This is a genomic window from Psychrobacter halotolerans (assembly GCF_039680845.1).
Taxonomy (GTDB): Bacteria; Pseudomonadota; Gammaproteobacteria; order Pseudomonadales; family Moraxellaceae; genus Psychrobacter.
Genome location: NZ_JBDKWD010000003.1, coordinates 313,355 through 327,870 on the forward strand (window position 1 = coordinate 313,355; position 14,516 = coordinate 327,870).

The window sequence follows — 14,516 nt, forward strand, 5'->3', positions numbered from 1 at the left end:
AAGGAGAAACAGTTTGTATAATAGATTATCACCGCTTACAATTTCAGTGGCTGCCGCCCTGACACTACTTACAGGCTCACAGGCGTTTGCAGAAGCCAAATACGGTGATTATGGTACAGAAACCGCATTAACGCTGGCGCGCGACTATGCGGGTCGCTATACAGGATCTGATAAAGAAGTCCAAGCGGCTGATTATATGCAGCAACGTATGACCGTCGATGGCAGTAATAACCAAGTCGATCGTCAGACGTTTGATTTTGTCGCATCTCGCAGTCCATTTAGCGGTCAAACATTAACGAGTAATAATGTTATCGTGACCCAAAAAGGGATTGCTAATACCGAAAAAACGCTGTTCGTTGGCGCCCATTATGATTCTGCAACAGGCTATCCAAACTATGAAAACCTAGAAGCATTAGATGATAACGCCTCTGGCGCTGGTGTCTTAACTGAATTGACCCAAAATCTGAGTGGCATTGACACTGAGTATAATGTTCAGTTTGTGGCGTTTGGGGCAGAAGAGGGCGGTCTTAGAGGCTCAAGTGCGTTTGTGGATAGACTCACTGACGCAGAAAAAACGGCCGCCCTAGGTATGATTAACTTAGACAGTTTGATTACAGGCGATAAGATGTATGCCAATGCAGGGCGAAATGCTTACGATAGTGACGGTAACGAAGTGGCGGCCAATGTCGGGCTGCGTGAAAATGCGTTACGTATTGCAAAAGAGCTTGGTATCACACTAGACGTCAATCCGGCCATTATTGCACCTGGCGCGACAGAGCCTTACGAGCCTTATGGCGTTGGCTGCTGTAGCGATCAAGAGTCTTTTGATCGCTTTATGCCTGTGGTAGGGTTTGAGGCAACCAACTGGGAGCTTGGGCCGGATTATGATGGTTACACGCAAACGGACAACCCAAATATCCCAGACGGCTATACGTGGCATAACCCTGAATTAGACAACGAAGAGGTGCTTACTGCTGCCTTTGGTGAAGAACGCATAGCACAAAGAATGCGTGACTATTCGCGTATCATTAGCAGATTGATTGTTGAACAAACCAATGCCGATATCATTGCCGCCAACAAAAGCGCGCTTAACCTTCAAAACAGAATAGGTGCCGCTTTAAAGGACAGTGCTACCGGCTCACACTCAGCGGTTCTTGAGCGTGCCAATGCTTTGGCTTTGCCTGCCATTGATAACGATCGTCCTTTTGATACTTCACGTACTCAAGTTTGGGTGGACGGCTCTCAAAGCTATGTAGATACTGATAACGTACAAGAAGGCACTCGCGCCAATATTGGTCTCTATAGCGAATATATGGTGCAGCCTCGCTGGCGCGTTGGTGCAGGCGTACAAGCGGCCAATCAGAACAATAAGACCGTAGAAAATGGTATTAAAAAGGATACGAGCTATGGTATTCAAGCTTATTCGTTACTGGGCGGCAAAGACACCGCTTGGTGGAACACGACTTCTTTGAGCTTATCTAACCATGATTTAGATGTTAACAGAACCGTCAGACTGGATGGCAATAATGGCATCAACATTATTGACAATAGCGAACGCGGTGATGCTGATGCCGATGTATTTAGTGCCTACAATGAGCTTGGCTACAATTTTCTTATCAAGAAAAATATCGCGCATGGGGCTTTTTTGGGTTTGAATTATAGCGATGCCGACATAGACGGCTATACGAGTGGCAATGCCAATTCTCGCACGGCGCTTAACATTGACAGCACATCCAGTGAGGCATGGGATTCAGAGCTTGGTTACCAGTTGCAGTATGGTTTTGATTTAATGGGCACGCCTGCCAAACTTCAAAGCAAACTCGCTTATGTGCATGTTATCAAAGATGGTTTGATCGATGGTCTATCGACCACGTCTTTAGCGGATGGGCAAACAAGAAACGTGAGTATTGCCCAAGCAGACAAAGATGACGATTATGGGCGTTTTGAGCTGAGTGTTAGCAACAAGGTTCATAACAATGTTTATGCTTATCTAAACGGTGATACCACCTTCGCACGTGACGATAAAGACAGCTCGGTACAGCTAGGGCTACAATATCAATTTTAAAATGTAATGTATGAATGCAAGCCTGCGCCGCTCAATAATCTATTTATGAGCGGCGTTTTTCCTTATACATTTTGATATATTAATTATCATGGCGTACAACCAGTTATCGCTATACTATGTGTAGAATGGACAGCTTAAGTGTAGAAAATACCAAGAATAACAGGGATAACGTGTATGTTTGGCATTATAAAAGAATGGCGAGAGCAGCGCATACTGGATAGTAGCGAATTTACCCACGAAGACTGGACACGAGCAGCTAAGCGTATCGTGATACTTGATCGATTAAATGAAGACGAGCTGAATCGCTTATTTGAACTAGCGACTTTGTTTTTGGCTGACAAATCGATTACTGGCGCACAAGGCTTTGATGTCACAGACGTCGTCAGACAATCTATTGCGTTGCAAGCGTCCCTACCGATATTAAACCTAAGTCTTGAGTGGTACGCTGGCTGGTCATCGATCATCATTTATAATGGCTCATACAAGAGCAGCGGCACTACTGTCGATGAGTTTGGTATCGTCCATGAGGGCAATCAACACCGTAGCGGCGAAGCATGGCAACGTGGCCCTGTGGTACTGTCATGGAAGGATGCCAAGCATTCAGGTGAGCGCGATGGGCATAATGTGGTCATTCATGAGTTTGTGCATAAGCTTGATATGTTAAATGGCCGTGCCAATGGCTTTCCGCCGCTACAACCGGATATGGATCCTGAGCGCTGGACTAAAATAATGAGCCGCGATTTTGAGGATTTTCAAACCCATCGCAAATCAGGACTCGATCGTTATGGCGCAACCAATCCGGCGGAGTTTTTTGCGGTATTAAGTGAAGTGTTTTTTGAAACGCCGCAAAAGTTAGTGGACGCATATCCTGATATTTACGATATTATGGTCAAATTCTTTCGGCAAACACCGCTTGAGCAATAACTGTTAATATAACAAAAATTGAATATAAATTATAAATTGCAGTATGAACTACAGTGAAAAAGGGCAGTGCATCACAATCGATGTAGTGTCCTTTTTTTATACCAGTAGAGCACTATATCCATCGCATCTCTTTTATATATGAACGATACAATCAATACTAGACCGTCCACTGGTCATTAATGATTGCTACTAGATAACGCTTACCTTGATACTCATTAAATACCAAACGCAGCACACGCCAGTCCATACCGTCATACCTGTCGCTGCCTTTATAATAAAACTCAACCACATTTGAATCTGGGTATATTTTCTTTAAATTATTGATGCTATTGCCATTTATTTTAAACTCATTAAAGCTAATACGGGCATTATTGTATTTTGCGGCATTTACCCAAGTGTCTAAATACGTCGGTAATGGCTCAATTAATGGATCGCCAGTGCCGTCTTTTTCACCCCAAGTAAAGCGAACCTTTGATTGCTGTAAATACTGTGCATACTGTTCACGACTAAAGACTTTGTCCGTCTCTGGGCGTACATAAGCGTACATCGAGAAGCGCACACCACGCGTTGGATGAATGTCACTTGTGATGCTATCAAAGTCCTTGTTGGCAAGCGCACGTTGGATGCGAAGCGCTTGTTGACTCATATCTGAGACGACTGGCATTAAGGCGCTAACATTCGCTTGATTGAGATGCGCAGGATCCGAATCAATAGAAGATTGGCAGCCAGTTGCGAACAATATGCTTGCCAAAGAGGCGCTGGTCGCTAATATAAACAGATGGGCTTTAGCAGTAAATCGCTTGGTCATAGTGCATAGGCTCCCAAAATTACTATATTTAAGGTTTTTTGACGTATAAACCTGAATGATACGATACTACCGCACAGGCAAAATATGAGTATGATGTAATAGCGGGGATATCTTTTGGATAAATAATGCTTGTAGAGTACGCCATGTCAACATATCGCTCATTGCTATTATTACTCACAGTGGGACTGATTGCGACCAGTCCTGTTGTTGCAGATGTAACAGAGCCGACAAAGACACTAAATGCTATGAAAATGGCGACCATTGCTAAAATGTACCAGCAAGACGTTAGCAATGAAGGTATGGATAATCCAGTCGTATTGCAGCAGTATGCCAATACAGACTTGCAAGCGGCCATGCAACTTGAGCAGGATTATTTCGATAAAGAGCAGCTCTCTTGTCATGTTGGTTATGATGTGTTGTGGGATGCTCAGGATCCTGACTACGAACAGGACAAACAGTTCTCGATGACTGAGCAAGGATTGGTAAAAGTTAGCTTGGCGCAAGGTAGCAATATTTATTATCAATTGTCTTGTGACGCTGATGGCAAAGAGAATTGCCAAGTGGCTGAAGTAATTTTGAATGAGGATGGCAAATCTTTACGTCAGCATTTCTTAGAGACTTGTCGTTAAAGAAATGCTGGTTGATACTCAAATATAAATTGGTTATAAGATCATATTCTATAAAAAATGAATAGGAATTTCGTTAGATAACACGACATAAAATATTATAAAGCCAGTCCCTAAACCCGCTGGTTTGTTTTCGCATAATGTATATTATGTTAAATAAACAGTATAAGGTGATGTATTGATGGACTTGTGATAGATGATTAATCAGCTTGCATATATACTATGTATTGCTTATTTAAGTACTCTCTAGGATTCTCTCGTCACTAGGATGAATACCAATTCAATCTGCCCCGTCGATTATCTGTCATAGTTTTGAAGCCTAGATGGTTTGTGCCCGAACTTCGTATATTGCCAAGCTCTTCAATAAATGTTCTCTATCAGACATAACTCTTTTCAAATAAATATGCTGTATAACAATCCAGCGATAAATAAAAGAGACGAAAGCCTCTCACCCCATATTATCAGTCTATGCCATAGATTATCCTTTTCCTTCTCCATATCAGGATTACCAATATTATTATACTTATTGATAAAATCATCATCGCTTATAGCGTACTTTGTTTTGGGTGAAAATACAGTTTGGTTGAGATTGATAGGTATGACAATCTGCTTTAGAACGGCTAAAAATAAGGCTAGCCAAAATAGAATAGATGGTATGTCTTTGATAGTAGAAGAATGAGTGAAAATACAAGCACTTACGATCAGGAAGAAAATAAAGGATTTTCGATAACTTCCCTTCTGATCGCTCAATACACCTTTTTGCATAAACTGTCCCATTAATTGATGTACGTTACTTATATATTCTAATATAATTTACCTTACAAAAGTAGATTATCATATTAAGACGTAATTTTCACAGTCAGTGCTGAACATTACTTTCAACCTTTCCACCAAAAAATCGACCGTCGCCTTTACTCTACAAAATACATCACAAGAATTGAAAAGCAAGATTCGAGAATACTTTGTTATGAACCTTCTTTAAACTAAGTAGACATCATTATGTGAAAGAGTATTGAATCATGCATAAAACAATCGCGCCAAAAGTCCTCTACTTTGGGACGCCTGTCGCCCTCATTGGAACGTTAAATGAGGATGGTACCGCTAACTTAGCACCTATATCCTCAATATGGTGGGTCAATCAGTCCTGTATGATTGGCATGAGCAGTAAATCAAAAACGGTTGGAAACTTATTACGAGAACGCGAATGCAGCGTTAATTTACCTTCAGAAGACCTCGTAGGATCAGTTGACCAACTGGCGTTATTGACTGGGAGCCACCCTGTTCCAGAAGCCAAGAAAAATATGGGCTACAAGTATGAATCGGATAAGTTCAGAACAGCGGGATTAACGCCTGACTCTGCCAAGACAATAAGTGCATCATTAGTAAAAGAGTGCCCTGTTCAGCTAGAAGGACGAGTTGTAAACGTTCACTCATTTGAAGGATCGACTTCTATTTTAGCCATAGAAATTCATATCGAACTTGCCCATATTGACGAAAAAATTTTGGTCGATGGGAAAGAAAATTATATTGATCCAGAGAAATGGAAACCGATAATAATGAACTTTTGCGAATTCTTTGGGTTGAGTGGTAATATTCACCCTTCAAAGCTTGCTAAGCCATTTATGGCTCAAGAATATGGATAACCGAGTGAATAAATGTAAATATAGGGCTTACCTTTTCAATCTTGAGTGATGCTTGTTTTGAGGTGGGCTGGCATGGAAAATACAAATCAATTCTCACAAAAAACCATGTGGAAAGCAGTCGTATCTTGTGATGAAACCTATGATGGTCACTTTTTCTATGCAGTCAAAACGACAGGTATTTTTTGTCGTCCTTCTTGCAAGTCAAAGACGCCAAAATACGAGAATGTTAGTTTCTTCCCCAACGCTGAAATAGCTCAAGAGGCTGGTTATAGGGCTTGCAAAAGATGCAGACCGGATTTACATACGGATAAAAATCCTATTGATTGTATAGTAGAAAAAACGATAACTTTTCTTGAAGCCCATTCTGAGGATGAGTTGTCATCAAATGAAATCGCCCTCCAAATAGGTATTAGCCCCTTTCACCTAATGCGAATTTTCAAAAAAAGTATAGGTTACACTCCCCGTGGTTATTTAGAAAAAATCAGAATTGAAAATGCACAGCACCTTCTATTGAGGACCGAGTTGAGTAGTATAGATGTTGGATTCGAAGTAGGATTTCAAAGTACTTCAAGTTTTTATAGTGCCTTTAAACGCATAACCAAACTTTCACATAATAACTTTAGAGTTAGTTATAAAGAGTCAATCAAACGATCGCATTAATCTATCCAAGCAAATTAAGAATTTTGAGTTCCATACAGTGATAAACTTACCTTTCGTAGAGATCGACATAATTTGACAAGGAAGAAAGATGGTTACAAGTGCAAGTTTATTTGCTGTATCGCTGATAGCCTTAGGAGGTGTGTTATCCCCTGGGCCAAATATGATGTATTTAATATCAAGATCGATTTCTCAAGGGCGTACTGCGGGAATGATATCGTTAGCCGGAATCGGCTTAGGATTCTTAATATATATGATTGCCTCGGCTATCGGTTTAGCTGCTTTGTTTAAGTCAGTTCCAATCATGTACGATATTGTAAGGATTCTAGGAGCCATGTATTTAGGCTATTTAGCTTGGAACATGATTAAGCCGAAAGGTAAATCAGTGTTTGTCGCTCATGAGCTCAAACCTCATTCACCCCTGCATCTATTCTCGATGGGTTTCATCACTAACTTATTAAATCCCAAAATCGCACTAATGTATGCAGCTCTTATTCCACAATTTATTGATCCATCCAGTGGTTCTACTTTCAGTCAATTCATACAATTAGGTATGGTGCAAATCACAATAGCAATTACAGGTAATGGACTCATTGTACTGAGCGCGTCTTCAATCAAAAATACCGTATCTAAAAAACCTTATATCATGCTTATCCAGAGATGGTTATCAGGCACTATACTTGGTCTGTTTGCGATTAGTATGTTAAGACAAAAAACACCTACTGGCTAAAGACTTGAATTTATCATTATCTAGCAAACTTCTTTCCATAAGTACAACTGACAACTAGGTGAGAATTATTTCAACCTTTCTACCAAAAAATCGACCGCTGCTTTTACCTTGGGTACTGAGTAACGCTGCTTTTGATACAGCAAATACACCGCCATATCCGCGTGTTGCGTGATGGTCAATGTGTGCTCAAATTTAAGTTCTTGCAATTCGCCCAACTCAAGATAGGCAGCCAGTGCCCACCGCGTCGACATAAGGATACCTTCGCCAGCACGGGCTTTTTTGATGAGCCATGTGCCGTTGTTGGAGATAGCCACCGCTGGCCCTGAGACATCTTGCCACTGACCATCCATATGACATAACCACGGCGTGATTCCTGATGGCGTTTTAAAATAAAGTCCCTTATGTTCTCTCAATTCTAGTGGGCTGCTTGGCACGCCATGAGTTTGCAAATAGCGCGGCGATGCAACAGGGATAAAGCTGTTATCCATCAACCGTATCGCAAGCACTCGCTCATTTGGCGCATAGCCGCCGCGAATGGCAATATCGACATCATCGCGTCCAAGGGTCGATAGCTCATCACTTAAACTGACGTCCAGCACTATTTGCGGATATAACGCACTAAATTCATCCAACAAAGGCAACAGTATCTTCTCACCAAAACCCACCATCGAGCTGATGCGTAGTCGCCCCATTGGTGTTGTTTGGTAGCTGCGTACGGTTTCTTTACTTTGCTCAAGCTGGTTTAAAATGTGCTGCACATCGTTGTAATAGACCTGCCCTACTTCCGTCAATTTTACAATACGAGTCGAACGTTTTAGTAGTGTCGCGCCCAAGCTCTTTTCTAAATCAGACACCCGTCTTGATAGTGAAGATGGCGGTACATCAAACACCTTTGCCGCTTTGGTAAAGCTTCCTGTTTCGACCACTTTACTGAAATATCGTATTGCACGCAGTTGATCCAATCCCTCTCTCCATTCCATAAATATTCAATTACTAACATGCCAGCAGCAATCGTTAAGCATTTTGGCTTTACTATTGTCTTAAAAGCAATAGTGATTCACGATTTATACTATATATCACCTTATTAAAAAAAGTAATAATAGGGTGAGCTTGAGCATTAGAACTAAAAACAACACCTATATCGATAATGGAAGAAACATTTATGATTACTTTGCACGGTTTTCCCGCGAGCAACTATTACAACATCGTCAAACATGCGTTGCTATACAAAGAAGTACCATTCCAAGAAGAACTTATTTTCGCTGGTAGCGATGCACTGCTGACCGTCAGTCCCGTGGGCAAAGTACCTGCGATCACAACGGACGACGGCGTGACGCTTTCAGAGTCGAGCGTCATTTGCGACTTCATTGAAGAAACCTATCCTGATACACCCTTATATCCTGAATCTGCGACAGAGCGTGCAATTGTGCGCCAAATCATGAAGATAGCAGAGCTGTATTTTGAATTACCAAGCCGCCGCCTCATTCCTTATGTGTTTTCAGGTACTGAAGCGCCTGACGCGGTTAAAGAAGAAGTCCGTCAAGTCATTACACGCGGTATCCCTGCTCTCAATCGCTTATGCCAGTTCTCACCTTGGATTGCCGGTAAAAAGCTTACGATGGCTGACATCTATATGCACTATGTCAACGTCGTTGTTAAAGCCTGCGCTTCAACCCAGCTAGATTGGGATATATTGGCAGAGATACCTGGCATGAAAGAATGGAACGATACGATGACTCAATCTGACATTGCCAAAAAAATAGAAGCGGATCGTGTGGCAAATATGCCCGAATTTATGATACGTGTGAAAGCCAAAATGCAGGCGGCAAACGCTCAATAGCAGTATTCAAAATCAAATAAAACAAACTTTAATAATGATGATGCCTTGAAGCTCATCATTACAGGAGCAAATAGGATGACTGATAAAAATAAACAACTGGTTTCAACCATTAGTGATGACAACAAACTAACCTTGTCTTTAAAAGATATCGACATGCCGCAGCCCGGTGCGGACGAAGTGGTCGTGCGCATGGAAGCCATGCCGCTGAACCCCTCTGACTTTGGTGTCATGTTCAGCGCCGCTGACATGTCAACTGCCACCCAGTCAGGCACGGATGACAGCCCTGTCATTACCGCTGATGTGCCAGAAAAAGTCATGTCAGCGCTCAAAACGCGGGTAAATAAAAACACACCTGTCGGCAATGAAGGCGCAGGTACCGTCGTCGCAACAGGCTCATCAGAAGCGGCACAAGCTTTAATGGGTAAAATGGTGGCTGTGATTGGCGGCGGTACGTATCGTCAGTATCACTGCGTCAATGTCAAAAGCTGTCTAGAGATGAAAGATGGCACCACAGCCACCGAGGCGGCCTCATCTTTTGTGAATCCCCTAACCTCGCTTGCAATGGTTGAAACCATGCGTGCTGAAGGTCATAAAGCTATTATTCATGCAGCAGCGGCGTCTAGCCTTGGGCAAATGCTTAACCGCATTTGTATGGCCGATGGGATTGATCTCATTAATATCGTGCGTAAAGAAGAGCAAGAAAAACTCTTGCGTGATATGGGTGCAAAATACGTGGTCAATTCAAGCAGTGAGACGTTTACCAAGGACTTGACGGCCGCGATTATCGAAACAGGTGCTACTATTTCCTTTGATCCTGTGGGCGGCGGCAAGCTGTCTAGCGATATCTTAAACTGTATGGAAGCGGCCATCACTCGCGACGTGGAAGAATACAACGTTTATGGCTCAAACACGTTCAAACAAGCGTATATTTATGGCGCATTAGATCGTGGCCCTATCACCATCAATCGTAACTTTGGTTTTGCGTGGGGCGTGAATGGCTTCTTGTTATTCAATGCACTTGGTAAACTGGGTAGCGAGACGGTCAAGTCGATGCGTAAGCGCGTGGCAGAAGAAATCACTACTACCTTTGCGAGCAGCTATACGCATGAAGTGACGCTAGAAGAAGCGCTGCAATTAAAATCCATCGCCGCTTATGGCAAACAAGCGACTGGTGAGAAGTATTTGATTAAGCCTCAGGGCTGATTGTGAGTTAAAGAACAGTTCAAAAACAAAAAAGCAGATATCAATGATGTCTGCTTTTTTGTGCTTATTGATGATAGCAAGTTGTAGTACCAAAGATCAAAACAGCAATTTACATGCTAATTCTTATTGATCTATTTTAAATTCAAGAACAACGCTATTTTTTGAACCTACCGTACGCTTTTGGGGATCATGATAAGTATCAATAATCTTGAATCCTGCCTTCCTCATCATACCTGCCGAGCCTAGGTTTTCTTCATGCCTTTCAACCAAAACAGCATCTGCCTTTTTACGCTTCGCATCCAATAAACACTCTTTTAATAACCTTGTCGCTATCCCTTGCCCTGAATATAGCGATGATACAACCACATCGCCAATAAATTGTATATCTTCCAAAGAACCGTACTTTTCAAGATATTTAGGGCTGTTTAGACCATCAATTAAAACTGCGAGCCCGACAATTATTAAATCATGGGTTGCTACGATAACTTGAGCACCTCCGTTTTCAACAAGAGCGAATTCATCATTAACACCTTCTGGTGTCAAATAATTCCATTCATTAGGCCCAAACTTCCACAATAAAGCTTTTAAGTCTTCTATTTCTTCGATAGCTGCTTTCCGATATTCAACCAACATTCAATCCTCCATAAAGTTATAATGTCTCTATGAGACATAAAACAGCGTGGTCGCCTTGTAATCTACTTGCTACTCTTCTCCAATAATTTCATTAAACCGCCCCATTGTAAAGAGTTCCTTTTTTATGCACGCAATTTCTCGCACAGAACCCTACCACTACCCTGATTAACCAATTCTATGCGCGTACGCGAGCATAATTTTTATTAATATTTCTCTAAATCTATTGTAATACAAGGCGTTCAAACGATATTTACATTAATTATCTGATTGAATACACTATCATTTCTCGCTTTAATTCACTTATTTCTCTCAAGATATCTCCTAGTTAGCACGTTTTTCACTTAAATGTCTCTTTGTGCTAAAATCATCCCCAAGTGAACCTTGGGGATGATTAATAGTCAAAACCTTTTATACAAAAGGATTATGAAATTAGTATAATAAATAACAGTGTCCACATTGGTGTCCAGTAGCAAGTGTCCAATAATATGTGATGACCTTAATAGATAGCGATAAAGGGTCACTAGCTGTCATCCATCTTTTTATAAAAATTACGGATACCCCTCCCTCATGGCTGTCGATAATGCAAATGATATTAATAAACTTGAATACCGAGATAAAGACTATTCAGTCAGTGTTTCCGGTGTGGCGGGATTAAGTGTCCGCGTCTACCCAAATGGTAAAAAAGAATACTACCTACGATATTCGCACCCACATATTGACGGCAAACGACCTAGAATGATGTTGGGCAAAGTTGAAGATATCAGCCTATACGAGGTCAAGTATCAAGCAGAGACCATACTTAATATGGTCGCAAACGGCTCTGATCCCAAAGCCATACAGCAAAAAGAACAAGTCAACAAGTATGCTCATCTAAAGAATGCTACTTTCGCTGAGATTGCACAAGCATGGCGAGACCATAAAACTGCAAGTCATCATCATAGTAAGTCTAAAAAGTCCGCGTTTAGTGAGTCGACGCTTAAATTTTGGGATTTATGTTTGGGCTACATGTGCCATGAGATTGGCGACTTAAGAATGAATGACATCACCAGCGAGATGATACTAAGTGTATGCGAGGCCATTCAAAACAATAAAAACCAAGCGGCCTTTGTTGGTGCCAGTACTCGGCTTTATACCGAAAAGGTATTTTCATTTGCGGTTGCGCGCGGACTGTGTGATAAAAACGTGGCGATTGATACACGTGGCGAGCTGGCACCGGCCAATTCCGGCAATCACTTGCCAGCCATTACCAAGCCGGAGCAATTTGCTACCCTTTTGAGTGATATGTCTGATTTCAAAGGTGCAAGTAAAATGACACTAGAGGCCATGAATTTACTGCCTTATGTGTTTGTCCGTAGCATCGACTTGCGCTCGATGCGCTGGCAGGACATCGATTGGGACAATAGCTTATGGGCATTCTCCCCGACCAAAGGCGAAGGTCGTGACGATATGGTTTCGCACTTAGTGGTGCCCTTAGCCACGCAAGTAATAACGCGCCTACGGTATCTTCAATCAATTAGCGGTCATCAGGAATACGTCTTTGCATCGACACGTGTCTCAAACAATCCTTATATTAGTAAGGCCGCTCTGGTGCAGGTATTCCATCGGCTTGGCTATAAAGATGTGCAATGCGCGCATGGCTTTCGTGCCTCGGCTAAAACCTTATTGATGGAGCAGCCTGAGCTGCGTTATTCAGATATCGTCACCGAGTTGCAACTGGGCCATAGAATCAAAGACACGCATGGCGGTGCTTACAACAGACTCGATGAGATCGATACACGGGTTCAAATGATGCAAGATTGGGCAAACTATATAGATAAGCTGCGAGGAGATTCTAAAGCTATGTAAAGTTGTTTATCTTTTATCAGTGAATCACAGCGTCTAGATAGTGCTCAAGCTCATTCAAGCTGCAACTCTGCCCGTTCACAACAGCATTCTTGGACAAACAGTTTATGCGCACTTCTACGGATGCAGGATGCTGATTGCCAGGGAACTTACGAAGCAGCAAGCGCACTGTTTGCTCAGATTCCCAAGTGGCCTTATCAAGCGACCACAGGGTACTAGACGGCGACCAAATCAACGTTTTTGAGGCCGTATCTAAAAGACTTGGATGATAAATCCATTGAGAAGCGCGCGCCTCCCAAGGCGCTGCTTGCACCACATAACGACGAGTTGGCGATTCAACGGTTTCTACGATTTCTATAGTTTCTAAGTCTGTATTTGTCTCTGGATTCATAGGCCTACAATCTTATTTGACTACATAAAGTAGCAGTCGTTGTTGTTCATTCAAAAATAGCTTGTAATAGCACCTCTAATAGCTGAGGGAATGTATTATAGCCATCCTCAGCAAGAAAATGACCTGCGCCTATCATTGGTTGCAAATCAGCGCCTAAGTCTTTGGCTAATTTTTCTGTCAAGCCATATGGAACAATGGGATCTTGCGGGGAGCCGAATACAACGCGTTTGGGTATGGCGTTAGCAAGGGTTCCAAAATCAATCTGACCATCTACAAAAGTATCGAGTTGAGGTAGCTCCGCTAAGGGAGAAGTGAAGCCTGACACTAAGATCAATCCACCGATTGATCTATCATCTACCCTACCTTGCAAGTACGTCAATAACGATACACATCCCAAACTGTGAGCCACTAAGAAAGTGTTTTCATTGAACGTATCAATATTTTCCGCTAACGTTGCCTGCCAAGCCACTGGGTCAGGAGAAGATGAATCAGGCATTGCTAATACCTTAACCGAGACGCCGCGCGCTTCTAATTCGTTCTTTAGCCATTGAAACCAATGATCGAAAGGCGTTGCTTGAAATCCGTGAATAATATAGACATTAGAATGGCTCATTGTAAAAATCCTATTAAGCGTTTTTTTTGATAGTAAGTATTTTTATGACTCGCTCTCTATCGGAATCATTTGAGTTAGTTTAACCTTGACAATGTTGTTAAGGTCAACGGTATAGGAGTAATATTTTGCGTATTGGAGAATTATCAGAACAGACAGGTATAAGTCAACGGATGCTGCGTTACTATGAGCAGAAGGGTTTGCTGAAGCCAGAGCGATCCTCTTCAGGATATAGAACATATAATGAATACTCTACAGCTTTAGTACGTCACATTCGCAACTTAAGTAAAGTAGGCATAAAACTAAAAACTATTAAAATATTACTACCTTGCATATCAGGTGAAGAAACATCTCCTCAATTTGTTGGGTGCCCTAGAGTAAAAGCTATTTTGCAGAGTGAACTAGAAAAGTTAAATGAGCAATTAATGGGATTGGGTAACAGCCGTGATGCGGTAGCTGGCTTTTTAGATAACTTAATCTCAAATCAGGATCAGGATCCTAAACTATCTTCTTGTTTTATTAAATAAAAATGCTGCAATCAGCA

At 41.9% G+C, this 14,516-nt stretch carries 16 protein-coding genes; 10 read left to right on the forward strand and 6 right to left on the reverse strand.

Annotated features, from left to right (window positions below):
- The first annotated feature begins 13 nt into the window (after positions 1-13).
- Together AAJP47_RS07865 and AAJP47_RS07870 are read left to right on the forward strand one after the other, a co-directional pair.
- A complete protein-coding gene (locus tag AAJP47_RS07865) occupies positions 14-2,065 on the forward strand; it encodes an autotransporter domain-containing protein (protein ID WP_346717354.1) in 2,052 nt (683 codons plus the stop codon).
- 174 nt (positions 2,066-2,239) lie between these two features.
- Positions 2,240-2,989, forward strand: a complete 750-nt coding sequence (locus AAJP47_RS07870; RefSeq protein ID WP_346717355.1) for a M90 family metallopeptidase — start codon at positions 2,240-2,242, stop codon at positions 2,987-2,989.
- A 157-nt stretch (positions 2,990-3,146) separates the two neighbouring features.
- Here the strand turns inward: AAJP47_RS07870 and AAJP47_RS07875 are convergent, their stop codons facing one another.
- Complete coding sequence (locus AAJP47_RS07875) at positions 3,147-3,797, reverse strand: hypothetical protein (protein ID WP_346717356.1); 651 nt, start codon at positions 3,795-3,797, stop codon at positions 3,147-3,149.
- Positions 3,798-3,940: 143 nt separating this feature from the next.
- Between AAJP47_RS07875 and AAJP47_RS07880 the strand changes: the two genes are divergently transcribed.
- The gene (locus AAJP47_RS07880; protein ID WP_346717357.1) at positions 3,941-4,426 is read left to right on the forward strand and encodes a hypothetical protein; all 486 of its coding nucleotides are present in this window, start codon (positions 3,941-3,943) and stop codon (positions 4,424-4,426) included.
- Between the two features lie 390 nt (positions 4,427-4,816).
- Here AAJP47_RS07880 and AAJP47_RS07885 read toward each other — a convergent pair whose 3' ends face one another.
- Positions 4,817-5,188, reverse strand: a complete 372-nt coding sequence (locus tag AAJP47_RS07885) for a hypothetical protein (protein ID WP_346717358.1) — start codon at positions 5,186-5,188, stop codon at positions 4,817-4,819.
- Positions 5,189-5,442: 254 nt separating this feature from the next.
- On the opposite strand from AAJP47_RS07885, the gene AAJP47_RS07890 reads away from it, so the two are divergent.
- The 3 genes from AAJP47_RS07890 to AAJP47_RS07900 all read left to right on the forward strand — a co-directional run bounded on the left by AAJP47_RS07890 (position 5,443) and on the right by AAJP47_RS07900 (position 7,453).
- Positions 5,443-6,066 carry a flavin reductase family protein gene (locus AAJP47_RS07890; protein WP_346717359.1) on the forward strand — a complete coding sequence of 208 codons (624 nt, stop codon included), beginning with the start codon at positions 5,443-5,445 and terminating at the stop codon, positions 6,064-6,066.
- A 72-nt stretch (positions 6,067-6,138) separates the two neighbouring features.
- On the forward strand, positions 6,139-6,726 hold the full coding sequence (locus AAJP47_RS07895; protein WP_346717360.1) for a bifunctional transcriptional activator/DNA repair enzyme AdaA: 588 nt from the start codon (positions 6,139-6,141) through the stop codon (positions 6,724-6,726).
- 88 nt (positions 6,727-6,814) lie between these two features.
- Positions 6,815-7,453 carry a LysE family translocator gene (locus AAJP47_RS07900; protein ID WP_346717361.1) on the forward strand — a complete coding sequence of 213 codons (639 nt, stop codon included), beginning with the start codon at positions 6,815-6,817 and terminating at the stop codon, positions 7,451-7,453.
- Positions 7,454-7,518: 65 nt separating this feature from the next.
- Here AAJP47_RS07900 and AAJP47_RS07905 read toward each other — a convergent pair whose 3' ends face one another.
- Positions 7,519-8,433: a LysR family transcriptional regulator gene (locus tag AAJP47_RS07905; RefSeq protein WP_346717362.1), complete on the reverse strand. Its 915-nt coding sequence runs from the start codon at positions 8,431-8,433 to the stop codon at positions 7,519-7,521.
- A 182-nt stretch (positions 8,434-8,615) separates the two neighbouring features.
- Between AAJP47_RS07905 and AAJP47_RS07910 the strand changes: the two genes are divergently transcribed.
- Positions 8,616-9,293 (forward strand): glutathione S-transferase family protein, encoded by a 678-nt coding sequence (locus AAJP47_RS07910; RefSeq protein WP_346717363.1) that lies wholly within the window; start codon positions 8,616-8,618, stop codon positions 9,291-9,293.
- 75 nt (positions 9,294-9,368) lie between these two features.
- Entirely contained in the window at positions 9,369-10,496 is a 1,128-nt protein-coding gene (locus AAJP47_RS07915) for a zinc-binding dehydrogenase (RefSeq protein ID WP_346717364.1), read from the forward strand.
- A 123-nt stretch (positions 10,497-10,619) separates the two neighbouring features.
- Here AAJP47_RS07915 and AAJP47_RS07920 read toward each other — a convergent pair whose 3' ends face one another.
- The gene (locus tag AAJP47_RS07920; RefSeq protein ID WP_346717365.1) at positions 10,620-11,129 is read right to left on the reverse strand and encodes a GNAT family N-acetyltransferase; all 510 of its coding nucleotides are present in this window, start codon (positions 11,127-11,129) and stop codon (positions 10,620-10,622) included.
- A gap of 567 nt (positions 11,130-11,696) precedes the next feature.
- Here AAJP47_RS07920 and AAJP47_RS07925 point away from each other — a divergent pair.
- Positions 11,697-12,974, forward strand: a complete 1,278-nt coding sequence (locus AAJP47_RS07925) for a tyrosine-type recombinase/integrase (protein WP_346717366.1) — start codon at positions 11,697-11,699, stop codon at positions 12,972-12,974.
- Positions 12,975-12,990: 16 nt separating this feature from the next.
- Here the strand turns inward: AAJP47_RS07925 and AAJP47_RS07930 are convergent, their stop codons facing one another.
- Together AAJP47_RS07930 and AAJP47_RS07935 are read right to left on the reverse strand one after the other, a co-directional pair.
- Positions 12,991-13,362, reverse strand: a complete 372-nt coding sequence (locus tag AAJP47_RS07930; protein WP_346717367.1) for a hypothetical protein — start codon at positions 13,360-13,362, stop codon at positions 12,991-12,993.
- 46 nt (positions 13,363-13,408) lie between these two features.
- Entirely contained in the window at positions 13,409-13,975 is a 567-nt protein-coding gene (locus AAJP47_RS07935; RefSeq protein WP_346717368.1) for an RBBP9/YdeN family alpha/beta hydrolase, read from the reverse strand.
- 125 nt (positions 13,976-14,100) lie between these two features.
- Between AAJP47_RS07935 and AAJP47_RS07940 the strand changes: the two genes are divergently transcribed.
- Positions 14,101-14,499, forward strand: a complete 399-nt coding sequence (locus tag AAJP47_RS07940) for a MerR family transcriptional regulator (RefSeq protein WP_346717369.1) — start codon at positions 14,101-14,103, stop codon at positions 14,497-14,499.
- Positions 14,500-14,516: the final 17 nt, after the last annotated feature.